This is a genomic window from Bacillus sp. TH13 (genome assembly GCF_016651175.1).
Taxonomy (GTDB): Bacteria; Bacillota; Bacilli; order Bacillales; family Bacillaceae_G; genus Bacillus_A; species Bacillus_A thuringiensis_S.
Genome location: NZ_JAEKEJ010000025.1, coordinates 2,613,619 through 2,639,256, shown reverse-complemented (window position 1 = coordinate 2,639,256; position 25,638 = coordinate 2,613,619). Strand labels below are relative to the sequence as shown.

The window sequence follows — 25,638 nt, the reverse complement described above, 5'->3', positions numbered from 1 at the left end:
TCTTCTGCACTCAAGTCTCCCAGTTTCCAATGACCCTCCACGGTTGAGCCGTGGGCTTTCACATCAGACTTAAGAAACCACCTGCGCGCGCTTTACGCCCAATAATTCCGGATAACGCTTGCCACCTACGTATTACCGCGGCTGCTGGCACGTAGTTAGCCGTGGCTTTCTGGTTAGGTACCGTCAAGGTGCCAGCTTATTCAACTAGCACTTGTTCTTCCCTAACAACAGAGTTTTACGACCCGAAAGCCTTCATCACTCACGCGGCGTTGCTCCGTCAGACTTTCGTCCATTGCGGAAGATTCCCTACTGCTGCCTCCCGTAGGAGTCTGGGCCGTGTCTCAGTCCCAGTGTGGCCGATCACCCTCTCAGGTCGGCTACGCATCGTTGCCTTGGTGAGCCGTTACCTCACCAACTAGCTAATGCGACGCGGGTCCATCCATAAGTGACAGCCGAAGCCGCCTTTCAATTTCGAACCATGCAGTTCAAAATGTTATCCGGTATTAGCCCCGGTTTCCCGGAGTTATCCCAGTCTTATGGGCAGGTTACCCACGTGTTACTCACCCGTCCGCCGCTAATTTCATAAGAGCAAGCTCTTAATCCATTCGCTCAACTTGCATGTATTAGGCACGCCGCCAGCGTTCATCCTGAGCCAGGATCAAACTCTCCAATAAAGTTAGTTTGTCTAGCATCTAAAAATAAAAATTGACGTTTCACGTTGTTTGTTTCGTTCAGTTTTCAAAGAACTACTTGGTCGCTCATTTGCGACTTCCTTATGTTAACATCTTCATTTTTCGATGTCAACTAAGTTTTTCAATTTCTTTTTTGTCGTTTTCTGCATTTCCGCATCAGCGACGGTTATTAATATATCATGCAGTATATACAGGGTCAATACTTTTTATAAAAAAATTTCACATCCCGTTAAAAACTTAAAAATCGCTGTAAAAATCATTATAGCACCCATTCATTCTTCATGGCTCCCCTCCTATCCATTTCATATATTATCCCTTTATCAATTTACACGAGAGTGAAAATTCTAAATTTTATGTTATATTATTATTATAGGAGTGTGGTGAGAATGAGCATTAAGTATTCAAACAAAATCAATAAAATCCGGACCTTTGCATTAAGTTTAGTATTTATCGGCCTCTTCATTGCATACTTAGGTGTCTTTTTCCGCGAAAACATTATTATTATGACAACATTTATGATGGTTGGCTTTTTAGCTGTTATCGCTAGCACTGTCGTTTACTTTTGGATTGGTATGTTATCTACTAAGACTATCCAAATTATTTGTCCAAGCTGTGATAAGCCAACAAAAATGCTCGGCCGTGTCGATGCATGTATGCACTGCAATCAACCTTTAACACTAGATCGAGATCTAGAAGGAAAAGAATTTGATGAAAAGTATAATAAGAAGAGTTATAAATCATAAGTATCAAGGGAAATACGAGTTTGCAACACTACAAACGTTTCAACTCATTAAAAAGTTGATTTCTTAAGAAATCAACTTTTTAATTGTTTTATTAAATTTATTACACCTATTTTTTCGAAATAACAGTAAACATCCCTGTCATGTTAGGCGAATAATCTTTAAAATCATATTTTTCGTAGAATGATGTTTTCCCTTGCGACGCAAACAAACCAATAAATGCTTTATCTGGAGCATTCTGATTTAAGTATTCTACTAAAGTATTCATTATTTTCTTTCCAATACCATTCTTTTGATACTCTGGATGAACCACTATATCTTGAATATAGAAATAGATAGCCCCATCACCAACAATTCTGCCCATGCCGATGATTTGATTATTATCCTTGACTGTTATACAGTAAATCGAATTTTGAAGTGATATTTCCGCCACCTCAAAGTTCATATAATTAGTCCATCCCACAGAATCACATAAATATTTATATTCTTCCAATGTTGGAATGTCACTTTTAATCTCATATTTCTTCAAAATGTCCCCTCCAAGAATTCATTTCCACCAATACAAAGTAAATTCGACAAACTTTTATCTAACCCTTCTTACTAACTTAGCACTGTAAATCCCGATTAACCTCACGCTAATCCTTATATAATAAAGAAAGAGGCTGACGTATAGCCGTCAGCCTCTTTCTTTATTATATATTACGCCTTATGACACTCTGGACAAACGCCATAAATTTCTAAGCGATGACTATTGATAACGAAGCCTGTCGTTTTCGCAGCTTCCTCTTCCAGCTTTTCCAAGCCTCCATAAGGAAAATCAACAATCTTACCACATTTTTCGCAAATCACATGATAATGTTGACTTGTAACATAATCAAATCTACTTGAAGCGTCTCCATAAGTTAATTCCTTTACAAGTCCAACCTCTTTAAACACACGTAAGTTATTATAGACAGTTGCAACACTCATATTTGGAAACTTACCTTCTAATGCTTTATAAATATCATCCGCTGTTGGGTGCGTCATTGATTCCACAAGGTACTCTAAAATAGCATGACGCTGTGGAGTAATGCGTACACCCGTATTTTTCAGCATTTCTAGCGCTTCTTTTAATTCTTCTTTGACCACCGTCATGCACCCCGATTCTATACGGATTATTATTTTATAATTCTTATAAAGAGTGTACTCCTTTTCTTATAAATCGTCAATATTTCTACTATAAGTATGTGGTTTATTTTTATATTCAGGACTTGTTTTTATGTATCTTTCCCTTTTTCTTCATATATTACATAGAAAAAAGTGCGACATAATCGCACTTGGAATACTATCATCTGAGGAGGTATGCCCTACACTTCCACTTTATGTAAGGCAGTAAAATATGTATAGACACTTGCCTTGTTTCTGCATATTTTATCTCCAATGTAGATTTATTTTATATAAGAAAGAACATCCTCAATATGTCCTTTCACTTTCACTTTACGCCACTCTTTTACAAGTTCACCGTCTTTATTAATAAGGAATGTAGAACGCTCGATTCCCATATACTCTTTCCCAAAGTTCTTTTTCAATTTCCAAACATCGTATAATTCTGCTACTTTATGATCCTCGTCTACTAAAAGTGTAAATGGAAGTTCATGCTTCTCAATGAATTTCAAATGTCTATTTGCCGGATCCGGACTCACTCCAAGAATAACCGTGTCCTTCTCTTGAAATAATCCATACGCATCACGGAAATCACACGCTTCAGTTGTACAACCTGGAGTCATATCTTTCGGATAAAAATATAGAACTACATTTTTACCACGAAAATCAGCTAAGCGAACTTGTTCCCCGTTACTTCCCTCTAATGTAAAATCTGGAGCCATTTCTCCTACTGTAATCATTGTTATCACTCCTACTCTTTTCTTTTACTATATCAAATGCTATCTTATTTTTCATTGTCTATTACAGACCTCATCACAAAAGCAAACGGTAATGTATATCCAATTAGCGCTTCCGCAATTGCAATCCATCGCCCAATTCCAATCGGAGATATGTCACCATATCCAACAGACAATAAAGTAACTGCGCTAAAATATAAACAAACTTCAACGAGTTGAAAAGAATGAGCGTTCAAACTTTCTCCGTCCTCTTTCAAAACTGCGAAACCCATTTCCTCTAATACAACGTAACTTAATCCAAACGCGATCAGTACTGTTGTATAGATTAAAAATAATGTGGCCAAATTATACAGCGAAAAAAAACGCGTTGAATCTGAATAGGAACTCCATAATAATTGGACACTTTTCAAAATAGCGATTGCTGCAAGTAATAGAATAAATCCCCATAACATGTCCTCCACCTCATTTTATATGTATGAGACGACCATTGGATTTATCCCTTAGAAACAAACAAGCTTCTATAATTAATTCCCAGCACCACGGTACCTTTTTACCCCTTGATTCCAAAGAGTAATTGCAATCGTAAAACAGATAACACCAACAATTGGCGTCGCGAATGCATAACTATTCCATTCTGTTTTTCTTAAAAAGTATGCTGCTGGATATACTCCAACAAACGCAAACGGTAAAACAAACGTTAAAATGAAACGAATTACACGATTATAAATATTAACAGGATAGCGCCCGTAATTACCTATGTTATACATAAGGGGCATAATTGAACTTTTCGCATCTGACCAAAAACCAAGGCTCGCAAGCGTAACAAATATCCCTCCATATACAAATGCGCCTCCTCCTACCATCAATATAAATAAGAAGAAATCATACCAGTAAAAAGATAATTGTAACTCTACAGCCGCATATCCCATTACAATCATTCCTGTAATGGCCCCAATTAAAGACTCAAGTTCCATTCTTTCTAATATAATTTGAAACAAGCTATGAATCGGTCTCGTTAATATACGATCCATCTCCCCTTTAATAATGTAACGATCATTAAAGTCCCATATGTTAAAGAAAGCTGAGAAAATGGCAAACGGCACTAAAAAGAAACCATAAATAAAGATTACTTCTTCTCTACTCCAGCCTTTTAATGCTTGTGTATGCCCAAACACAACGAGAATAAAGATTAAATTAACAGCCTGTAGTGATAAATCAGAAAGTAATCCAACGATAAAATCGCCCCGATACTCCAATTTTGTTTTTATATATTGGCTTGCATATTGCAAAAATAGTTTTATATATATCATCTCATCATCCCCCTTGTACAATTAGACGTTTTCTCGCCGTTCTCCACATGAGTACAATTGGAATAATAAGGACAATTGCCCAAATTACTTGGAATAATAATGCCTCATACAATTTACTTCCTTTTATACCTTCTGAAAAAATCATACTCGGAATATAACTAATGGCTTGAAACGGTAAAAACATCATTGCCTTTTGGGCCCATAACGGATAAAAACTAATCGGTAATAATAGACCAGAAAATAAATCAATAACAACACGTTTTGCATACATAATTCCACTATTATTAAATAGGAAGAACGTGAGCATTCCCGTCATTAAATTAATTTGTGTATTAATAATAAAACTAAATATTAAAGACAAGAAGAAATATAACCACGTTTGAAAATTCGTTGTAATTTGCAATGAAAATAATAACGTAACGATAACCATACCTGGAATTGAAAAGAATGCAAAACGAAATATCCCTTCACCAAGACCTTGCATCACTTTCATCCCTAAATAATTATATGGACGAATCAGTTCTACCGCTACACGTCCTTCTTGAATCTCCATCGCAATTTCCCTATCTATATTATTAAAATAAAAGGCACGTGCCATCCACGCAATTGCGATATACGTAGTCATTTGCGAAATAGATAAACTTTCAATGTTCTCTTTTCCGCTATAAATTGCTTGCCATAAAAAATAATACGCACCGATATTAATCGTATAAATTAAAATCCCGCTATAATAATTTGTGCGATACGCAAGCATCATTAAAAAGCGAATTCGAATCATTTCAATATACTTACCCATGTTTAATACCTTCTTCATAAATGTTACGAATAATTTCCTCTGTAGACACTTCATTAATTTTTAAATCTTTAATTTGAAAGGCTTGTACTACTTTAGAAATAAGCATTGAAATAATAACTTCTTCATTCGGTATTTTTGCAACCCACGCGTTTTCCTCTTTCGCTTTCAACCAAACGACATGACTATCTGGCATAACCATTGATAAAGCCTGATAGGAAACTGGTGCAATAAACTGAAAATGTATTTCCTTCTCTGCTCCCCACTGCGTACGAAGATTATTTAAAGAACCGTCATACATAATATTTCCTTCATCCAGCATGATAACACGCTCACATAATGCTTCAATATCAGTAATATCATGGGTTGTTAATAAAATTGTTGTTTTATAACGTTCATTCATTTCTTTTAAAAATTCACGTATTTTCAATTTCACAAGTACATCTAGCCCAATTGTTGGTTCATCTAAAAATAATAACGGTGGGTTATGAATTAATGCTGCCGCTAATTCACAACGCATTCTTTGACCTAGAGATAACTTTCGAACTGGCTTATCTAATAAAGGACCAATATCTAACGTTTCAATTACGTGCTCCATATGTTCTTTATACTGAGCGTCTGATACACCGTACACTTTTTTTAATAAACGAAACGATTCTTGTACAGCAATATCCCACCAAAGTTGCGAGCGCTGTCCAAAGACAACACCAATGGTTCTTACAAATTCTTCTCTCTGCTTATGTGGGTTCATCCCATTTACTAAAATCTCTCCTGATGTCGGAGTCAAAATCCCCGTAAGCATTTTAATTGTTGTTGATTTACCAGCACCGTTCTCACCGATATAACCAACCATCTCACCTTGTTTTACAGTAAAAGATACATCATTTACTGCTGGTACTATTTTATAATTACGATTTAATAAATCGCGAAATGCACCCTTTAAACCCGGACGACTTGAATAGGCTGTAAATTCTTTACGTAACCCTTGTACCTCAATTACCGATTTCATAATCGGACCCCCCTCCTAAATGTCACAACGAATAGTTTACCCAACTGCCTTCTCTATCACAAACAATACGTCTTTTCGAAAAACATGTTAGAATAATACATAGATTTTTGTAAGGAGATGAATGGTAGTGAAATTCACAAAATCAGAAGCATTACATAAAGAAGCTTTAGAACATATCGTTGGCGGCGTTAATAGTCCTTCTCGTTCTTTTAAAGCAGTTGGCGGTGGCGCTCCTGTTGCTATGGAACGTGGAAAAGGTGCTTATTTCTGGGATGTAGACGGAAATAAATATATCGATTATTTAGCAGCATACGGTCCTATTATTACTGGACATGCTCACCCGCATATAACAAAAGCAATTACAACAGCTGCTGAAAATGGTGTACTTTACGGAACACCAACAGCGCTAGAAGTAAAATTTGCAAAAATGTTAAAAGAGGCAATGCCTGCTTTAGATAAAGTACGCTTTGTAAACTCTGGTACTGAAGCAGTAATGACGACAATTCGTGTTGCTCGTGCTTACACAGGCCGCACAAAAATCATGAAATTCGCTGGTTGTTACCACGGTCATTCTGATTTAGTACTTGTGGCAGCTGGATCTGGTCCTTCTACTTTAGGAACTCCTGACTCAGCTGGCGTACCACAAAGTATCGCACAAGAAGTTATTACCGTTCCATTTAATAATGTAGAAACTTTAAAAGAGGCTTTAGATAAATGGGGTCATGAAGTAGCAGCTATCCTTGTAGAACCGATCGTTGGAAACTTCGGTATTGTAGAGCCTAAACCAGGATTCCTTGAAAAAGTGAATGAACTTGTTCATGAAGCTGGTGCACTAGTAATTTATGATGAAGTTATTACCGCTTTCCGCTTCATGTACGGTGGTGCTCAAGATTTACTTGGCGTAACACCAGACTTAACAGCGCTTGGTAAAGTTATTGGCGGCGGACTTCCAATCGGTGCTTATGGTGGTAAGAAAGAAATTATGGAACAAGTTGCTCCGCTTGGACCTGCATATCAAGCAGGTACAATGGCAGGAAATCCTGCTTCTATGGCATCTGGTATTGCTTGTCTAGAAGTTCTTCAACAAGAAGGACTTTATGAGAAATTAGATGAACTTGGTGCCATGCTTGAAAAAGGAATTTTAGAGCAAGCAGCGAAACATAATATCGATATTACATTAAACCGTCTAAAAGGTGCTTTAACTGTATACTTCACAACAAATACAATTGAAGATTACGATGCAGCACAAGATACAGACGGTGAAATGTTCGGTAAATTCTTCAAGCTAATGCTTCAAGAAGGAGTTAACTTAGCACCGTCTAAATACGAGGCATGGTTCTTAACGACAGAACATACAAAAGAAGATATTGAATATACAATTGAAGCTGTAGGCAGAGCATTTGCTGCTTTAGCAGATAGCAAATAATCCCGTCATTAAAAGGAAAAAAGAAAGCTCACCTTTCTTTTTTCCTTTTTTCTATTTCATAAATTCCGTATTAATAGTATAATTATTCATAATTATCTGTTTTATATTCTTTTACAGCATTACTATCTCTGTGTACAAGGTGATTTGCACCTTAAATAGTAAGATTATTCTAACTTTTACAAGAGGGGGGATTGACGGATGCTCAATAAAAAAAATACATGGACACCGTCTTTATTTCGAGATTATAGAAATGCAGAACATGATGCGTGTGGAATCGTTTCCGTTATGGAGAAACGAAAAATTGCTACAAAAGAAAACATTGATCTTTGCATACAATCACTCGTCAAAATGAATCATAGAGCTGGTTTCATTAATGGCGAGGGCGATGGCATCGGCATTCACATTGATATACCAAAAACGCTTTGGAATGAAAAACTAAAAAGTAGCGGATATAATCCAACGATTGTGGATCATCCCCACTTTATCGTTGGACATTTTTTTCTAAATAAAAAAGAAAACATTACTGTCTTAAAAGATTATATTCGTACGCAATTAAACAACAAAAACTTTACTATCATTTTCGAAAGTGATGATGTAACAAACTCCGATGCACTCGGTCCACTTGGTAAACAAGAAGAACCTTTATTTTGGCAAGTTGCCCTTATCGCAGAAAAAGAAATTACAAATATTGAGCAAACATTATTTTCTGTCACAATAAAAATAGAAGAAAATGAAGCGATTCATGTTGCTTCATTAAGTCGTGATCATGTTGTATATAAAGTTCTAGGTGCTGGTGATACGCTTGTTGCCTACTATAATGATTTACAACATCCGCTTATCGCTTCAACTATGACATTAGGACATAACCGCTACTCTACTAATACATTATCTAATTTTTTTCGTGTACAACCATTTAGCATTCTCGGACATAATGGTGAAATTAACACAATTGCGAAATTACGCGATCAAGCTGAAATGATTGATGTACCACTTACTGCAGGAGGTAGTGACTCTCAAGATTTAAACCGCACCTTAGAAACCCTACTTGTTCAATACGACTACAGCTTATTTGAAGCAATGGAAATTCTATTCCCACCAATTATTAATGAAATTAAACTTTATGAAACACCTTTACAAGATTTATATACGTATATACGTGAAGCATGGGGACATTTTGCCCAAGGACCAGCTGGCATCATTTCACGTTTTAAAGATGAAGCTGTTTTCAGCGTTGATTCCCTTGGATTACGCCCAGTATGGAAAGTAGAGACAGAGAGCTCTTATATTTTCTCTTCTGAACCTGGAGTTGTATCACCAACTAAATATGTAGCAGAACCAAAACCACTCGCTCCTGGAGAAAAAGTCGGATTAAAATGGAATGACCAAGATGAACTTGTTCTTTATGAGTATGACAAATATCAAATCCAAGTATATAACCGTTTTAAAAAGCGAATTGATACTACCAATTACCATTTAAATTTATCTATCCCTGAAACGAAAAGAATCCAAGGGCTATGTGATTCTGTTCAAGTTGAAACGAAACAATACGTCGCTTTCGGATGGGACCGAGAACATATTCAACTTCTTGAACAGATGGCAACAAAAGGCGTTGAGCCAATACGCTCACTTGGGCATGACTCACCACTTGCCGCACTCGATACTGATAGACGAAATATCGCTGACTTTATTAAAGAAAGTGTAGCTGTTGTTACAAACCCTGCAATTGATCGTGACCGTGAAATTGAACACTTCTCTACACGTACTGTACTTGGAGAGCGTCCAAGTTTATTAAGCGGCACAAAACGGCCATTTGTAGTTGAAATGCTTTCACCAATTATTTTAGAAGGCAGCGTGGCACAACCTATTGCAGAGGAATTACACACAATTACGTACGAACAACTCATAGAGCTATTTAAAACTCATAACTCTATCGCCACAATCTCTGCTACATTCAGCTCGTCAGAAACTCTACAATGTGCATTAAGCCGCATTAGTTCTGAAGCGATAGCTGCTGTTAACAATGGTGCTTCCCTCCTAGTATTAGATGACGCAAAAGCCCATCTAAATGAACGATTGTGGATTGATCCACATTTAGTTACTGCTAAAGTACATCAAGCATTAAGTGAAAATAAATTACGCCGCAATTGTTCTCTCGTTATACGTTCTGGTGCCCTTCGCTCCTTACATGACATTGTCACGCTATATGGATTAGGAGCAGATAGTATTAATCCATATTTATTATTCGCGACTGTAAATGATGGAACAAAAACACCAATTACGAATCTGTATAATGCACTTAATAAAGGATTAGAAAAAGTCATTTCAACAATTGGAATTCATGAGTTACGTGGTTACGGACGTCTCTATTCATCTATTGGGTTACATGAAGAAATCGCAAATATATTACAGATTACAAATTTCTTCGGTTCAAATGATTTAGCTTTTTCACTTGAATCACTTGCTGAAGATGCAAAAATGCGAGCGGATGATTATAACAATCCTAAAATTAGAATGCGAAAATCATTTCATATATTCCCGCGAATTTGGAAAGCAATCGGCGATGTTGCAAAAGGAAATTCTTATGATGATTACCGTGACAAGTTAAGTGAACTAGAAGAGAATAATCCCATCGCAATCAGACACCTTGTTCAAACGAAACAAACAAAACATGTCGTTCCAACTGAAGAAGTATCTATCGGCATTCGAAACCATTATTTTCCATTTATTATTAGTTCTATGTCATTTGGTTCTCAAAACGAAATTGCCTTTCGCGCATATGCAGAAGCGGCCGATCAGCTAAATATGATTAGCTTGAACGGTGAAGGCGGCGAAATTAAAGATATGATTGGAAAATATCCACATACACGTGGACAACAAGTGGCATCTGGGCGATTTGGAGTAAATGCCGAACTACTAAACTCATCGAACTTAATTGAAATCAAAATCGGTCAAGGCGCAAAGCCTGGGGAAGGTGGGCATTTACCTGGTTCAAAAGTAACAGCCAAAATCGCTGAAGCACGTAATGCGACAATTGGCTCAGATTTAATTTCACCTTCTAATAACCATGATATTTATTCAATTGAAGATTTAGCTCAAATGATTACGGAAATTAAAACAGCTAATCAACTTGCCAAAGTAGCCGTGAAAGTCCCTGTCGTTCCTAATATCGGAACAATTGCTGTCGGTATCGCCAAAGCTGGTGCTGATTTTATTAACATTAGCGGATTCGATGGCGGAACAGGTGCTGCACGTATTCACGCCTTGCAACATGTAGGTCTTCCTGTAGAAATTGGTGTTAAAGCCGCTCACAACGCTTTATTAGAAGCGAGCATGAGACATAAAGTAGAGATTTGGGCAGATGGTGGTATTCGAAGTGTAAATGATGCCTTGAAAATCATGCTTCTCGGAGCAAACCGTATTGGATTTGGCACACTATCAATGATTGCAATCGGCTGTACTACTTGCCGTGGGTGTCATCTAGATACTTGCCATGTCGGAATTGCGACACAAATTGAGTCTGAAGCACAAGCAAAAGAACATGGGTTACGCCGCTTCGTCCCACGCGAATTAGAAAGCGCAGTTACTGGCCTGCTAAATTTATTCACCTCTTTCGGTGTAGAACTAAAACGATTAACAGGACAGCTTGGGTATACAAATTTACAAGCAATTGTTGGGCGTTCTGATTTATTAGAGCAAGTTCGAGGCGAAAATTTATTAAACTTACGTAATTTACTACAAATAATAGAACCTCCATCTGTTACAACAACAGAAGGCGTACCAGAAAAACAATTTAAGACAGTTCATTCCGCTGACTCAAAAGAATTAGTAGGCGTTGGTGTAGAGCAACGCGTTATGGGTGGTCTAGAATCATGTTATCGCGTTCGCAGTAAACTATATGAAGCTACTCAACTTGAACCACTTACATTAAAGTATACGAATGGTTCTATTCCCGGAAATGGGTTAGGTGCTTACAATAGTGAAAATTTATTTATACACGTAAATGGCGGCGCACAAGATGGCATTGGTAAAACTTCCTTTGGTGGTGGGATTTATATAACAAAATCAAAAGGAAAAGACGGAGTATATTATAACGGTTCTGTCGGAAAAGGATTTGGATACGGTGCACAAAAAGGGGCACTATACGTGCAAGGGAACGCTGATGCTCGCGCTGGCATTCGCCTTTCTGGGGCAGACATGATAATTGGAGGTAGAATAACAAAACCACTTCGTGAAAAAGAGCAAGGAAATATAGGTGCATACTCCAATATTAAAGGTTTTGCTTTTGAATATATGACAAATGGGCGAGCGCTTGTTTTAGGTGACCCTGGTCCATGGATTTGCGCTGGCATGACTGGCGGTGTTGTTTATTTGCGTCATGATTCAAACTTAGGCCTAACAGAACAGGCCTTAAAAAGAAGAATTGCAAAAGGGGCAAATGTTACATTACAACCAATTAGTAAAAATGGTTTGAAAGATGTAACTGAATTATTGCTAGACTATATTCGTGTACTAAACGAACATGAGCAATATGAGGAAGTTGCTTTGTTAACACCTTTATTAGATGATATACAGAACCAGTTTTTTGAGATTATCCCGAAAAAAGAACAGGCAGATCCATCTATCTCAACAGAGTAAAATGAGTAATTTTCATTATTAAGAAAAAATTGACGAAGTACGCTTCTCATAGTAATCTATAGTAACAATTTGAGACCTGCTGAAATTCAGCAGGTTTTTTTACTAAAAACTGATGTTTAAAAGGAATTAGGAAAAATTATAAAGTGAAACTTTAATTAGCCTACACCAATCGGGCGTTTACCGGCATCCAGCTTCTGAATTTTGAGGCGTGAATCTTACTACTCACAATTAGCGGGATAAAATGAACACTAATTTCTTTTAACTTCACTAAAATATCACTTGCTAACATATTGTAATGAATGTATAGTATCATGTTGTACATTCATTATGACAAGAGAAAGGATCTTATTAAGGGTATGAAACTTGGTGCTCGCATTTTAAAAACGGGTATTGCCATCACGTTAGCTTTATTTGCTTGTATTTTACTTCAGTTACCGAGTCCGGTATTTGCGGGAATTTCAGCTATCTTTGCTGTTCAACCGTCTGTATACCGTTCTTATTTAACAGCACTTGAACAAATTCAAGCAAATGTAATTGGTGCGATATTTGCTATCGCATTTGCTACTGCTTTTGGACATAATCCTTTTATTATTGGATTAACATGTATATTAGTAATTGCTCTTACATTACAATTACGATTAGAAAACACAATATCAATTGCTTTAGTAACAGTTATCGCCATTATGGAGTATCAAGGCGAAGATTTCTTTAGTTTTGCCTTACTTCGATTTGCGACGATTATGATTGGTATTATTGCGGCTTCACTTGTAAATTTAGTATTTATGCCGCCAAAATATGAAACAAAACTTTATCATCGTATCGTTGATAATACAGAAGAAATTGTAAAATGGATTCGAATGAATAGCAGGCAGGCTTCTGATTTTACAACGCTAAAAACTGATATTGATCGTATGAAAGAAAAAATGATCAAACTAAATCATTACTATTTGCTGTATAAAGAAGAAAGAAGCTACACAAAAAAAGTAAAGTTCGCAAAAATTCGTAAGCTCGTTTTATTCAGACAAATGTTAGCGACAACAAGCCGTGCTTTAAGTACGTTAAAATCATTACACCGTACTGAAAATGAACTGCGCTACATGCCGGAAGAATTTCAGGAATCTATCCAAAACGAACTTGATTCATTAACGCATTATCATGAACAAGTTTTATTAAAATTCATTGGTAAAGCAAAAAAACAACAATCAGTTGAAATGCTTGATGAAGTTGAAACAGGTAAACAAGAATTAATTGATATCTTTATGGAATATCAAAACAAGGACGATGAAGAAGCATATAAAACATGGTTACATCTCTTCCCTCTTATTTCTTCCATCATTAACTATAGTGAAGAAGTAGAGCATTTAGATTTGCTTGTAGATAGCTTCTACACATACCATAAACCAGAAAAAGAACTCCAAATCGATGATAAAAAAGAAGACGAATAAAAAACAGCTCCTTTTATGCTAAAGGAGCTGTTTCTGTTATATGTTGAAGTTGATATAAATTGTAATAAAATCCTCTTTTTCGCATTAACTCTTCATGAGAACCAGTCTCTTTAATCTCACCGTCTTCAATGTAAATAATCGTATCAACATGCGTAATCGTCGCTAATCGATGTGCGATTATAATCGTTGTCCGGTCAGCAGCTAACGTCTGAAGCGCCTCTTGAATATACCTTTCATTTTCTAAATCTAATGCTGAAGTTGCTTCATCTAATATAAGTACCGACGGATTCTTTAGAAACACTCGTGCAATTGCCACGCGTTGTCTTTGCCCGCCTGATAGCTTCACACCACGTTCTCCAACGACAGTATTATAACCATCTGGTAAGTCTATAATAAAATCATGAATTTGCGCAGCTTTGGCAGCTGCAATCACTTCTTTCTCTGTAGCTTTCGGATTTCCATATAAAATATTAGCTCCAATTGTATCGCTAAACAATAAATTATCTTGCAGTACAATTCCAATATGACTACGCAAATTTCTCATATTATACTTTCTTACATCTATGCCATCTACATAAACTGCGCCTTCAGAAACATCATAGAAACGCGGGATCAAACTAGCAAGAGATGACTTCCCACCCCCACTCGCTCCTACAAGCGCTACTTTCTCTCCAGGCTGCATAGTTAATGACAAGTTGTGTAATATCTCTTTTTCATCTGCATTATAACGAAAAGAAACATTGTCAAATACAATTTCTCCATTTAATTTTTTCGTTTGTATCGCATTTGGCACATTAACAATATCGTATTTTTCATCTAACAGTTCAAACACACGGTCCATCGATGCAAAAGATTGTGTCAATGTTGTAGATGAATTAACAAGGCGGCGAAGCGGACTATATAAACTATCCATATATCCAACAAAAGCTACCATCGTCCCTAGCGTTAACTGCCCCTGAATTACCTCATATGCTGCAAAACCAATCACAAGTAACGGACCTAAATCGGTTAACGTATTTACTGCCGAAAATGTTCTCGCCGTCCAACTTGTATGGTTTAATGCTTTCGTTAAAAATTCATTATTTCTTTTTTCAAACTGCTTCCCCTCATACTCTTCTAACGCAAAGCTACGTGTCACTTGCATTCCTTGAATACGTTCATGCAAATACCCTTGCATCGTCGCTAACGCTTGTGAACGCTCTTTCGTCAATTTCCGAAGACGTCCGAAAAAATATTTCACTGCTATTACATAAATAGGTAAAATCAATAACGCAACAAATGTTAATTTTATATTCATAGAAAACATAACAATGATAGCAATAGCAATTGTTGCAGTATCTAACCAGACGTTCATCAAACCTGTAATTACAAAATCTTTCGTTTGTTCTACATCATGGATGACCCGTGAAATAATCTCCCCTGTTTTCGTATTCGAATAATAACGTAAGCTTAACTTTTGTAAGTGACCGAAAATATGCTTCCGCAAATCATACAGTATTGTATTTGCGATACGTTGCGCGAAATATTGACGATAATATTCAATCGGTGGTCTTAATACCGCAAAAATAAAAAAAGCAATTCCAATCGCTGTTATTAATTGAGATGTTTTATCTTGAAATGAACCCGCGCCTTGAATTACCTCATCGATAATATACTTTAATAACCACGGCATAATAAGTGGGATACCGAACTTAACTAGTCCAATAATAATTGTAATAGCAATAAGCCATCGATATGGTTTAACAAATTGTAAATATCTTTTTATGCCCTGCACATAATCCCCCCTCTAATAGGACAAACCTGCCGGGAAATTCCCTGCAGGTTTGTTTTAATTTCTGTACATTAAATATCGTTCATACCACATATCTACGAAATCTGGTGCGAATGGACCTTTTCTTTGATGAATCCACTGTGTTAAATGTGCTACATTTCGTTTTAAAATTGTATCTATAACAGGTGGATACTGCATAATTTGACTATGTTTTTCATACTCATCTTCATCTAGAAGCGTATATGTCATATCTGGATACACTTTAATATCTAAATCATAATCAATATACTTTAATGCTTCAGAATCATACGCAAAAGGTGAGCTTAAATTGCAATAATAATATACGCCATCCTCCCTAAGCATCCCAATCACATTAAACCAATAGTTAGCATGAAAATAACAAATTGCTGGTTCGCGCGTAATCCATGTTCGACCATCTGATTCTGTAACTACTGTACGATCATTCGCTCCGATTACAAGACTTTGTGTCCCTTTTAAAATTGTTGTTTCTTCCCACATTCTATGAATGGAGCCATTATGTTTATAACTATGTATTTGTACTTTTTCTCCTTCTTTGGGAAATCCCATATATGCTCCCTTCTTTCAACTGCAAACGCCCTTTGAACGGCATTCACTTTTTTTCTATTATAACTTTTTTGTCAAAATTTTAAAACTAAAGGGATAAGACTCTATTTTCCACACTGAATATGCAGGAGGTTTATCGTTGAATACAATAATCCACAATCTTCTCAGGAAACAAGGATTGTACTGTATTATTTATAAAGTGAAACTTTAATCAGTGGAGGTTTTGTTCATCCCCCACTGATTATCAGCCCTCACCAATCGGGCTTTTACGGGTAGCCCGCCCCCCACCTAACTTCTTTGCTTTCACTGAATTTTGAGGTGGGGGTCTTACTGCCCGGCAAATAGCGGGATAAACGAAGACATGTAATAGAAAAAGCCCTTCTCTATTTGAAGGACTTTTCACCTGAGACAATAATATATCTTATCCTAAATTTGAAATCATTTTTTCAGTTGCAAAAGATTGGATTACACTATTTGTTTGTTCTTCAAATTTCTCATGTAACATCTTCAACGCTACTTCTGTTCTATATATTTCCTGACGGATAAAATGCAGTTCTTTTTTATCGCACGTATCTTTTTCATTCATTTCAATTTGTTGATACTTTTCTAGATGTGCTTGTAACTTTAACAACTCATCCATCGTTTCTAATTGCTCCCCTACCAACTTATCAAAATCGTTCATTACTTACCCCCTTTGGACTTATTCATCAGTTATTATTCCTAATTACATATTTCTAATTGTTAACTTCCTTCTCCTTTGACTACATTTGTTGACTTATTAGAAGTTATGTCGTTCATTTTCTTTTCATTACAAAGATCCACACACAAAGAAAACACTTCTCCCGAATTAGAGAAGTGTTTTTCTTTCATTACTGATTTGAGCTAGAAGATTGTGATTGTTTTGCAGCTGACTTAGCATTTTGTTTTTTCACAGCATGCACGTCTGTTTCAGTTGCAAATTCTGTACCATAGCTAGCGTTTGCACTTTGTGCACCAGAAGCTTGTGCTTTCTTTGCTTCTGATTGTGCGTTTGCTTGTTTTACTGCTTGTACATTTGTTTCAGTCGCAAACTCTGTACCATAACTAGCATTTGTACTTTGAATGCTAGCACCAGAAGTTGCCTTGTTATAACCTTGTTGCTTTTTACTCATCTTTCTCACCTCCACAACCAATAATGTAACCAATTTACTTAGAAGCTATCCGTAATTTTCTTTTGAATAATTTCCGCATATATCTTTTGTTACTTATTCAAACTATAAGAAATGGAGGTGACAATATGTATATAGGACGCGATATGACTGAACTAACAATGGTTTCAAAACATGAATGGAAAGAAGATGAATTAGCTTATTTTCATCACTCACTACAACAGATTCTGCCTTATTTAAATGCAGAAGGTCAAAGTATTTACAAAGAAATTGTAGTAGAAATTGAATCAAGAGGCGGCTTACAAGAAGGTGAAGCTAGTTGGACTCATGGGACAAAAATTTCTTACGATTAAAAAAGTGTTCCCAAGATTGGGAACACTTTTTTATTTATTGTATTGTAATTTTCTCCACGCAATTTTCGTAAATAGTACGATGCGATTTCGAAAAAGGTAATTGCTCAAATGCTTCTTTCGATACAAATTTCAATGTATCTGTATCAACAATATTGCCAGTTACCTTTCCATAAAATACAAATATATCCCAAGTACGATGTGTAAACGTATGTTGTACATTCATTGCGTATTCATCAATAGAAACCGCGAGTTCAAATTTTTCTTTCATATAATCTATAAGCTGTTCCTTCTGATTTCGAATACCTTCTCCAAGTTCAGCATTAGGAAACTCCCACATATTAGCTAACAAACCTGTACTTGGACGTTTATTAATAACGTAACGACCGTCTTCAGTTTGAAGTACTCCTGCAACAATAGGTACCATTTTAGGAGCTTTCGCTTTACTTTTTACTGGTAATTCTTTTTGAACACCTTCAGCATATCCTCTGCAATGCTCACGTACAGGACAAAGTAAGCACGATGGATTTTTAGGAATACAAATCAGTGCACCTAATTCCATCAATCCCTGATTAAAATAAGATGGGTTTTCTACTGAAATAATTTCACGCACAATCTCTTCAAAAACTTTTCGAGTCTTCGGTTTTGCAATATCATCCCATACTGATAAAATGCGAGATAATACACGCATAACATTTCCATCAACTGCCGGCTCTGGTATACCATATGCAATACTTAAAATAGCACCTTTTGTATATGGTCCGACTCCTTTTAACTTTTCAATTTTCTTTACATCACTTGGTACAACCCCGCCGTATACTTCTTTTACCTCTTTTACTGCCGCATGTAAATTACGTGCTCTAGAATAATATCCTAAACCTTCCCATGCTTTTAATACTTCTTCATCATCTGCGTTCGCTAACGCTTCAAGTGTAGGAAACTTCCCCATAAAATTTGCGTAATATGGTTTTACGGCTTCTACTCTTGTTTGCTGTAACATAATCTCAGAAACCCAAACGCGGTATGGATCTTTATTTTTTCTCCATGGTAAGTCGCGCTGCTCCTCTTCAAACCAACCAATTAAATCATTTTGAAACTGCTCTATATTAAATTTTTTTAGTATTTCAAGTGTCAAACTTGATCCCCCTCATTTTTTTGCATATAAGTACTATTATAAAGATTTTAGGAAAAAATTTAAGTAAGATGACATAGGAAATTGAAGGCAAAGGACTTGAGGTATCGAATAAAAAGAGTTACATTAATAAAAAACGGAGGTGGATTTTTATGGACACAGCCACTCACCTTGTTATGGGTATCACTTTAGGTAGCTTAGCAACATTAGATCCAGCCATAGCACAAAGTGATATTGGCCCACAAGCTGTTATGCTTGCTACAATTGCTGGTTCCAACATTCCTGACATTGACACAGTTTTAAAATTGCGTAATAACGCTAAATATATAAGAAATCATCGCGGAGTTACTCATTCCATTCCCGCGGTAATTCTTTGGTCATTTCTTATAAGTGGCATCTCTTTCGCCTTCTTTTCAGACGCTCCATATCTTCATCTACTACTTTGGTCATTTATTGCAGTCTTCCTTCACGTCTTTGTCGATATTTTTAACGCCTATGGCACACAAGCATTACGGCCTTTCACAAAAAAATGGGTCGCACTCGGCGTGATTAATACATTTGATACCGTAATTTTCTTTATCCATATACTTGCAATTGCTTGCATGCTCGTCGGTTCTCATAAAGGATACACAGCTTTAGCAGCATATATATTAATGATTATTTACTATATCGGACGGATTGTGATGCACAGAAATATAAGAAGCGTTGTACACAAACGTTTCAAAAATGTCGAAAAGATTATCATTTCTCCTTCTTACCGATTTTATCATTATCATTTAGCAGTCGTTACAGCTGATTATTACTACGTTGCGAGATGGCACCGTGGTAACATCATGATATATGACAAATTCGATCGGGTACCGTTCCCAGAAAATGATATTATGCGAGCAGCTAAACAAGATGAAAACATCTCGGCCTTCCTATCTTTCTCTCCTGTATATCGCTGGGATATTTTTGATCATGATCATTATTATGAAGTGCGATTCATTGATTTACGGTATCGAAGTAAAGATTATTATCCATTTGTCGCGATTGTGCAGCTCGACCATAATTTAAATATTATTAGTTCCTATACAGGATGGATTTTTAGTGAAGAAAAACTTCGAAAAAAACTGGAATTACTTCCACATTAAAAAAAGCGACTTGAGTCGCTTTTTTTAATGTTTCAAATGATCTTCTTGATTAATTAAATGGCTATACTTCGGATTATTTGTAAGCATTTCATGAAGGCGTACACCATGATTATTAATCCATGATCGTACCACTTGCTCAGTCATTTCCTCACCTTGATAACGCCCTGATTTTGCATAAGTTGTTTGAAAATCTTCCCAAAGTAATTCAACCCACGCACGTGCTTGTCCGTAAGAAAGCTTGTCATTCTTATCTAATAATTCTTTCGTTAATGCTTCATAAATATCATTCATGTTCTAATCTCCTTTTCCCTATTTATCCCTTCATTTCTAAAGGATAGTTTCTTCTGTTTTGCACATTCTATAAGTGATACTTCTTAAAGAGGTATCAACTGATGATGAGGAGGGCGTTCGCAATGGGTAAACAAGCCGAATTTTGGTCTGAGTCAAAAAACAACAGCAAAATCGACGGTCAGCCGAAAGCGAAATCACGCTTCGCTTCGAAGCGACCTAACGGCACAATTAACACGCACCCACAAGAACGTATGCGTGCTGCAAATCAGCAGGAAGAGTAATACAGGTACAACCTAAAAAATTAACTTCCTACACGAGGTGATAAAGATGAGCTACCGTGATCGTTTAGATAGTCGTTCTGAATTATTTAACCATACGTGGACTCGTCCGAAACATGCGAAAGCGCAAGTTAACGGACAGACGCAGCAAACCCAGTCTCTCATTATATTGGCCAACGAATGTAAAAAACGCCAATTTTAGAATCTCCTATCTCCTTTAACGCCTACCAAAGATGAAAACCAGAGAGATATGTGCTCTCTGGTTTTTATTTTTCTTGCAATAGGGAAATTGGTATCCCAATCTCTTCATTATCATTTTGCTTATAACCCCAAGCGAATACCCCATTGAAGTACGTAATTTTAAATAATATACCAGGTTCCTCTATTAATTCATATGTTTCACCAATATGGAATTTGTTTATATCCGTCATATAAGCGCGAGCCATTGCCATCTTTCTCATTAATACATCGAACTCATTTACAATTCCAAGCTGCTCAGCCTTTATTGCTTGCTCCTTCAAATCCCCAATTTCTTCTCTAAGCTCATGTGGTGTCATTTCACTGTAGCGTTTTGGCATATTCATCTCATTATTCCCCTCATCCCTCTTCACGTTTCATTTGTAAAAATATCTCTATCTCATCAATAGAGAATCCTTTTCGATATAACGCTTGTTTCATCTTGTTTTCAAATGTCCATCCATCATACTTCTTATATTTCTCATAATACTTATTCCCATGATAGTGTAACGCTTCTTGTTGCTTTTCGTCATCTCTTTCGTCTTTCAATTCTTCCAAACAAATTTGAATTACTTCTCTAGAATACCCTTTTCGAACAAGCATCTCATCTAACTTTAGCTTCATTTGTAAAAAAGAATGCTTTTGATAAGATTTTTTTTTCTTTTCTATGAGAAACAAGGCATTCTCAATTTGCTTTTCCTTCGGATATTCTTGTAAACTATGCATAATAATTAAATCCTGAACACCTTTATTTAACAACTCTCTTTTAATAACAGTTGGACCTTTTCGATTCACATTACTTTGCGTTCGTGTATATAAAACCGCGTACTCTTTATCATTAATATATCGGTCATGTAATAATTTCGAAACGACTTCAGAGATGATGGCCTGTCCCACTTCTTTTTTTCGTAAAAAATCTTCTATTTCTTGTTTTGTTCTCATTTGATAGGATAAATAGGAGATTGCTTGTAAATATGCTTTTTGTACCTCTTCATTGTACAAAATATTTCCTAACTCTATTTCATCAATTTCTAAGCCTTTTTGTAATCCATGTTTCATTAAGATTACTTGATCCACACTAAACCCGTACTCTTCACCTTGGCCTTTATCAATATAAATATTAAATCGTTCTTTCGATCGTTTTTGTACTTCTATTTTTGTAATGACAGCCATACTCTCACCTCCCTATTATTTTAACATAGTCGAGGAACATTTTTTCTTTTCAAGAATATATATAATGAGGAGGAAATGATTATGAAAATCGCAATTTCTGGTGGCACTGGTTTTATTGGTAAATACCTCTCTACTTTTTTTATTCAAAAAGGATATACGGTCTACATTCTTACTCGAAAGAAAACTACTAGAACCTCAAACCATAACCTTCAATACGTACACTGGACACCAGATTTATCTACCTTTCCGCTCTCCTCTATCGATGTAGTCATTAATCTAGCTGGAGAATCTATCAATAGTAGATGGACAAAAAAACAAAAGGAAACAATATTAAACAGTAGAATTCAAACAACAAAAGGACTTATTCAACAACTACAAGTAATGGAAACAAAACCACATACATTTATTAATGCAAGTGCTATTGGATACTACGGAACATCTGAAATAGAGTCTTTTACTGAGCGACAAGAAACTCCCGGAAACGATTTTTTAGCAGAAACAGTATTTTTATGGGAGCAAGAAGCAGCTAAAGCATGTTCTCTCGGAATAAGAACAATTTACACAAGATTTGGCGTTGTATTAGGTGCAGATGGCGGAGCCTTGCCAAAGATGTTACTTCCCTATCAATTCTATATCGGCGGCACCATTGGTTCTGGGAAGCAATGGTTATCATGGATTCATATAGACGATGTCGTTCGTATGATGGATTTCATCATACACAAAAAAGAAATTGATGGCCCTCTTAATATGACAGCACCAACACCTATAAGAATGAAGGAATTTGGAAAAACCATCGCTGCCGCAACGAGAAAACCACATTGGCTGCCTGTCCCTTCATTTATGCTTCACGCCTTATTAGGTGAGATGAGCATACTTGTACTAGAAGGGCAACATGTATTACCTAGTAAAGCAATTAAACATGGATACCAATACACATTTCCGGCAATAGACCATGCATTACAAAATATACTTTCGCATACAATGTAGTACTTCTAAAACACAATTTTGCATGGGCCCTTTTAAAACTTTCATTTTCTAGGATCCGAAGCATTACCATACAAATAACCTTTCAGTTACTTTCCCTTAACTTCCATTAGCATTATAAAGTAACAGAAATGAGGTACCTATGAAAATATTGCTCAAACAAGCCATTGTATACCCTATTACATCTCCAAAGTTTCAAGGCGATGTACTCGTTACAGGAGAGCGAATTACCGAGGTCAAACCTTTTATTCAACCTACTCAAGATATGACCGTTATAGATGCACGGGCACTCCATCTCTTACCTGGCTTTATTGATGTCCATACTCACCTTGGTCTCTATGATGAAGGTACTGGTTGGGCTGGAAATGATGCCAATGAAACATCTGAAGTTTCAACACCACATATTCGTTCTTTAGATGGAATCCACCCTTTCGATATTGCCTTTCAAGACGCTGTGCAAAATGGAATTACAACCGTTCACGTTATGCCTGGCAGTCAAAATATTATCGGGGGTACTACTTGTGTAATAAAAACAGCTGGAACTTGTATTGATCATATGATTATTCAAGAACCTGCTGGTTTAAAGATTGCCTTTGGAGAAAATCCTAAAAAGGTCCATAGTAATGGAACGAAAGAATCCATCACACGTATGGGGATTATGGGGTTACTACGGGAATCATTCTATGAAGCACAACACTACGGGCACGAAGCTGATTTTCGAATGCTTCCTATTTTAAAAGCATTACGTCGTGAAATACCCGTACGTATCCACGCTCACCGAGCAGATGATATTAGTTCTGCGCTACGCTTTGCAACGGAATTCAATCTCGATCTACGTATTGAACATTGTACAGAAGGACACTTTCTTGTTGAAGAGCTTTCGAAACACAATTTGAAGGTTTCAGTTGGTCCCACTCTGACACGCCGTTCTAAAATCGAACTAAAAAACAAGACATGGGATACTTACCATATATTATCCAAAAATGGTGTGGAAGTTTCTATAACAACAGACCATCCTTATACACCCATTCAATATTTAAATATTTGTGCTGCTGTTGCAGTAAGAGAAGGGTTAGACGAGAAAACAGCACTAGAAGGAATCACCATATTCCCAGCGCGAAATTTGCGTTTAGAGGATAGAATTGGAAGTATCGAGGTTGGAAAAGACGCCGATCTCGTGTTATGGACTCATCATCCTTTTCATTATTTAGCCAAGCCTGTACTAACTATGATTGATGGAAAAATAATTTACAAAAAAAATAAAAAAAACTAGTTTATTTTTTTGACTAGATAAAGTATTATACGATTATAAACTGAATGAAACCATAATCAATTTGTGTCGTGATTATCATTTTCAAATTGATGAATGGGGAAGGCAAATGGTGCGCCACCAGCGTTAGAAACTGGTTCTAGTGGGTTCGATTCCCACCCCGAAATTTTTTAAAGATTGATATAAAAATTTCGAGGGTGGGGTGTTTTTTCGTCATGCTACCCTCGTGTGAGGAGGAGTTAGTATGTTGAAAAAACGCGACTTACACGACAGCCACGTTCTATACGAGTTAATGGTGGATCCAGCTGTCTTCCCTTTTGTGCGTCAAAAGGCTTATTCTTATGAAGAATATTTATTCTTAACGAAACAAACAATTGAAGCTGAAGAGCGTGGTGAATTAATTTCACGCACAATTTTAGATGAATGGGGTAACCCCATCGGAACAATTACTTTATTTGATGTGCAAGAAAAAGCTGGGTTTCTCGGGACATGGCTCGGCAAACCATATCATGGAAAAGGCTATAATAAATTAGCAAAAGATTCATTTTTTAGTGAACTTTTCTATGAATTAGATATTGAAACAATCTTCATGCGTATTCGTAAAATAAATATTCGTTCTATTAAAGCTGCAGAAAAACTGCAATATGTAAATCTAGCAAACGAAACAAGAAAAGCCGTATATGATGAAATTAACGCAAACGAAGAAGTATATAACTTATATGAAATTCCAAAAGATCAATACACACTTGCTACAATGCGAGATACAACCTTCCAAGATGCTCATCAATTAAAAGAAGCATAATCTAAATTTTCTGAAATATTAATCAATCATTAACATTTTCCATATGCGTATATCCCCTCATGTCTTTGGAAACGATAAATAGTAACTTTAAGACACGAGGTGATTTGTAATGGATAAAAAGAAACGTGATAAAGCAAAAAATACATTATCTAGTACACAAGAAGTTCTCTATCAACGAGAATTTCAAAAAGCAGATCGTGCAGCAGGATATCGCTCGAAAAGCATTTAAAGTGAAAATGAATAATTAGAAGTTCCCCCTAATTATTCATTTTCATTACATAATTTTCTCGACTGATAGAAGTAAGCAAAAAGGACCCTTATACATAATGGTCTTTTTTGCTGTGGACAACTTTATCCACAAAACCAACGAAATTGTTAGTAATTTTCAAAAACATTTAATGTTTTTCTATATTAAAGTATATATCAGCTGTTTTAATTGTGGATATTTTTCTAAAAATTGTGGACAATGTGGATATAGTTGTTAATATTCCGACTTTACTGTTTAATGAAAGCGTAATCCTTTTGTGGATAACTAGCTAAATTTTCTTTGAAAA

Annotated in this window: 27 protein-coding genes and 1 rRNA gene (1 of these 28 only partly in view); 12 read left to right on the top strand and 16 right to left on the bottom strand. The window is 36.2% G+C overall.

Features of this window, described 5'->3' with window-relative positions; translation table 11 throughout:
- Positions 1 to 674 (bottom strand): 16S ribosomal RNA (locus JFU02_RS22075); it reaches 878 nt to the left of the window's first position.
- Positions 675 to 1,078: 404 nt separating this feature from the next.
- Between JFU02_RS22075 and JFU02_RS22070 the strand changes: the two genes are divergently transcribed.
- On the top strand, positions 1,079 to 1,435 hold the full coding sequence (locus JFU02_RS22070) for a YgzB family protein (RefSeq protein WP_000025058.1): 357 nt from the start codon (positions 1,079 to 1,081) through the stop codon (positions 1,433 to 1,435).
- A 106-nt stretch (positions 1,436 to 1,541) separates the two neighbouring features.
- Here JFU02_RS22070 and JFU02_RS22065 read toward each other — a convergent pair whose 3' ends face one another.
- The 7 genes from JFU02_RS22065 to JFU02_RS22035 all read right to left on the bottom strand — a co-directional run bounded on the left by JFU02_RS22065 (position 1,542) and on the right by JFU02_RS22035 (position 6,424).
- Positions 1,542 to 1,961, bottom strand: coding sequence for a GNAT family N-acetyltransferase (locus JFU02_RS22065; RefSeq protein WP_000759743.1), 420 nt, complete (start codon positions 1,959 to 1,961; stop codon positions 1,542 to 1,544).
- 170 nt (positions 1,962 to 2,131) lie between these two features.
- Complete coding sequence (perR, locus tag JFU02_RS22060; protein WP_000237829.1) at positions 2,132 to 2,560, bottom strand: peroxide-responsive transcriptional repressor PerR; 429 nt, start codon at positions 2,558 to 2,560, stop codon at positions 2,132 to 2,134.
- Between the two features lie 299 nt (positions 2,561 to 2,859).
- Complete coding sequence (gene bcp, locus JFU02_RS22055; RefSeq protein ID WP_061666222.1) at positions 2,860 to 3,315, bottom strand: thioredoxin-dependent thiol peroxidase; 456 nt, start codon at positions 3,313 to 3,315, stop codon at positions 2,860 to 2,862.
- 44 nt (positions 3,316 to 3,359) lie between these two features.
- Positions 3,360 to 3,764, bottom strand: a complete 405-nt coding sequence (locus JFU02_RS22050; protein ID WP_000964360.1) for a potassium channel family protein — start codon at positions 3,762 to 3,764, stop codon at positions 3,360 to 3,362.
- 72 nt (positions 3,765 to 3,836) lie between these two features.
- Positions 3,837 to 4,622 carry an ABC transporter permease gene (locus tag JFU02_RS22045; protein WP_000639349.1) on the bottom strand — a complete coding sequence of 262 codons (786 nt, stop codon included), beginning with the start codon at positions 4,620 to 4,622 and terminating at the stop codon, positions 3,837 to 3,839.
- Between the two features lie 4 nt (positions 4,623 to 4,626).
- Complete coding sequence (locus JFU02_RS22040) at positions 4,627 to 5,418, bottom strand: ABC transporter permease (protein WP_201071658.1); 792 nt, start codon at positions 5,416 to 5,418, stop codon at positions 4,627 to 4,629.
- Positions 5,411 to 6,424, bottom strand: a complete 1,014-nt coding sequence (locus JFU02_RS22035) for an ABC transporter ATP-binding protein (RefSeq protein ID WP_000843648.1) — start codon at positions 6,422 to 6,424, stop codon at positions 5,411 to 5,413. Before JFU02_RS22035 ends, JFU02_RS22040 begins: the two co-directional genes overlap by 8 nt.
- Positions 6,425 to 6,545: 121 nt before the next feature.
- On the opposite strand from JFU02_RS22035, the gene hemL reads away from it, so the two are divergent.
- From hemL to JFU02_RS22020, 3 genes are all read left to right on the top strand, one after another.
- Positions 6,546 to 7,850, top strand: a complete 1,305-nt coding sequence (gene hemL, locus JFU02_RS22030; RefSeq protein ID WP_000260533.1) for a glutamate-1-semialdehyde-2,1-aminomutase — start codon at positions 6,546 to 6,548, stop codon at positions 7,848 to 7,850.
- Positions 7,851 to 8,048: 198 nt separating this feature from the next.
- On the top strand, positions 8,049 to 12,485 hold the full coding sequence (locus JFU02_RS22025) for a glutamate synthase-related protein (RefSeq protein WP_086406820.1): 4,437 nt from the start codon (positions 8,049 to 8,051) through the stop codon (positions 12,483 to 12,485).
- Between the two features lie 356 nt (positions 12,486 to 12,841).
- Positions 12,842 to 13,930 carry an aromatic acid exporter family protein gene (locus JFU02_RS22020; protein ID WP_000765787.1) on the top strand — a complete coding sequence of 363 codons (1,089 nt, stop codon included), beginning with the start codon at positions 12,842 to 12,844 and terminating at the stop codon, positions 13,928 to 13,930.
- 13 nt (positions 13,931 to 13,943) lie between these two features.
- Here the strand turns inward: JFU02_RS22020 and JFU02_RS22015 are convergent, their stop codons facing one another.
- The 4 genes from JFU02_RS22015 to JFU02_RS22000 all read right to left on the bottom strand — a co-directional run bounded on the left by JFU02_RS22015 (position 13,944) and on the right by JFU02_RS22000 (position 17,437).
- A complete protein-coding gene (locus tag JFU02_RS22015) occupies positions 13,944 to 15,704 on the bottom strand; it encodes an ABC transporter ATP-binding protein (protein WP_097960432.1) in 1,761 nt (586 codons plus the stop codon).
- 54 nt (positions 15,705 to 15,758) lie between these two features.
- Positions 15,759 to 16,289, bottom strand: coding sequence for a nucleoside tri-diphosphate phosphatase (ntdP, locus tag JFU02_RS22010; RefSeq protein ID WP_000506625.1), 531 nt, complete (start codon positions 16,287 to 16,289; stop codon positions 15,759 to 15,761).
- 418 nt (positions 16,290 to 16,707) lie between these two features.
- A complete protein-coding gene (locus JFU02_RS22005; protein ID WP_000997575.1) occupies positions 16,708 to 16,968 on the bottom strand; it encodes a YgaB family protein in 261 nt (86 codons plus the stop codon).
- Positions 16,969 to 17,155: 187 nt separating this feature from the next.
- Positions 17,156 to 17,437, bottom strand: a complete 282-nt coding sequence (locus JFU02_RS22000) for a gamma-type small acid-soluble spore protein (RefSeq protein ID WP_000039035.1) — start codon at positions 17,435 to 17,437, stop codon at positions 17,156 to 17,158.
- A gap of 125 nt (positions 17,438 to 17,562) precedes the next feature.
- On the opposite strand from JFU02_RS22000, the gene JFU02_RS21995 reads away from it, so the two are divergent.
- The gene (locus JFU02_RS21995; protein WP_000275441.1) at positions 17,563 to 17,787 is read left to right on the top strand and encodes a hypothetical protein; all 225 of its coding nucleotides are present in this window, start codon (positions 17,563 to 17,565) and stop codon (positions 17,785 to 17,787) included.
- A gap of 34 nt (positions 17,788 to 17,821) precedes the next feature.
- Here the strand turns inward: JFU02_RS21995 and mutY are convergent, their stop codons facing one another.
- Positions 17,822 to 18,919: an A/G-specific adenine glycosylase gene (gene mutY / locus JFU02_RS21990; protein WP_000171380.1), complete on the bottom strand. Its 1,098-nt coding sequence runs from the start codon at positions 18,917 to 18,919 to the stop codon at positions 17,822 to 17,824.
- 149 nt (positions 18,920 to 19,068) lie between these two features.
- Between mutY and JFU02_RS21985 the strand changes: the two genes are divergently transcribed.
- A complete protein-coding gene (locus JFU02_RS21985) occupies positions 19,069 to 20,049 on the top strand; it encodes a metal-dependent hydrolase (RefSeq protein ID WP_086406821.1) in 981 nt (326 codons plus the stop codon).
- Between the two features lie 24 nt (positions 20,050 to 20,073).
- Here the strand turns inward: JFU02_RS21985 and JFU02_RS21980 are convergent, their stop codons facing one another.
- A complete protein-coding gene (locus JFU02_RS21980; RefSeq protein WP_061666219.1) occupies positions 20,074 to 20,340 on the bottom strand; it encodes a YfhJ family protein in 267 nt (88 codons plus the stop codon).
- Positions 20,341 to 20,462: 122 nt separating this feature from the next.
- On the opposite strand from JFU02_RS21980, the gene JFU02_RS21975 reads away from it, so the two are divergent.
- On the top strand, positions 20,463 to 20,621 hold the full coding sequence (locus JFU02_RS21975) for a small, acid-soluble spore protein K (protein ID WP_000517891.1): 159 nt from the start codon (positions 20,463 to 20,465) through the stop codon (positions 20,619 to 20,621).
- Between the two features lie 46 nt (positions 20,622 to 20,667).
- Positions 20,668 to 20,820: a YpzG family protein gene (locus JFU02_RS21970; protein ID WP_000122093.1), complete on the top strand. Its 153-nt coding sequence runs from the start codon at positions 20,668 to 20,670 to the stop codon at positions 20,818 to 20,820.
- 64 nt (positions 20,821 to 20,884) lie between these two features.
- Here the strand turns inward: JFU02_RS21970 and JFU02_RS21965 are convergent, their stop codons facing one another.
- Both JFU02_RS21965 and recX read right to left on the bottom strand, forming a co-directional pair.
- Positions 20,885 to 21,202, bottom strand: coding sequence for a YfhH family protein (locus JFU02_RS21965; RefSeq protein ID WP_001057028.1), 318 nt, complete (start codon positions 21,200 to 21,202; stop codon positions 20,885 to 20,887).
- A gap of 13 nt (positions 21,203 to 21,215) precedes the next feature.
- On the bottom strand, positions 21,216 to 22,028 hold the full coding sequence (gene recX, locus JFU02_RS21960; protein ID WP_000268512.1) for a recombination regulator RecX: 813 nt from the start codon (positions 22,026 to 22,028) through the stop codon (positions 21,216 to 21,218).
- Between the two features lie 81 nt (positions 22,029 to 22,109).
- Between recX and JFU02_RS21955 the strand changes: the two genes are divergently transcribed.
- The 4 genes from JFU02_RS21955 (at position 22,110) to JFU02_RS21940 (ending at position 25,313) form a co-directional block, all read left to right on the top strand.
- Positions 22,110 to 23,015 carry a TIGR01777 family oxidoreductase gene (locus JFU02_RS21955; protein WP_000684402.1) on the top strand — a complete coding sequence of 302 codons (906 nt, stop codon included), beginning with the start codon at positions 22,110 to 22,112 and terminating at the stop codon, positions 23,013 to 23,015.
- Between the two features lie 139 nt (positions 23,016 to 23,154).
- Positions 23,155 to 24,285: an amidohydrolase gene (locus JFU02_RS21950; protein ID WP_061666218.1), complete on the top strand. Its 1,131-nt coding sequence runs from the start codon at positions 23,155 to 23,157 to the stop codon at positions 24,283 to 24,285.
- 241 nt (positions 24,286 to 24,526) lie between these two features.
- On the top strand, positions 24,527 to 25,084 hold the full coding sequence (locus JFU02_RS21945) for a GNAT family N-acetyltransferase (RefSeq protein ID WP_000914737.1): 558 nt from the start codon (positions 24,527 to 24,529) through the stop codon (positions 25,082 to 25,084).
- Positions 25,085 to 25,193: 109 nt separating this feature from the next.
- A complete protein-coding gene (locus JFU02_RS21940) occupies positions 25,194 to 25,313 on the top strand; it encodes a YfhE family protein (RefSeq protein ID WP_000358482.1) in 120 nt (39 codons plus the stop codon).
- Positions 25,314 to 25,638: the final 325 nt, after the last annotated feature.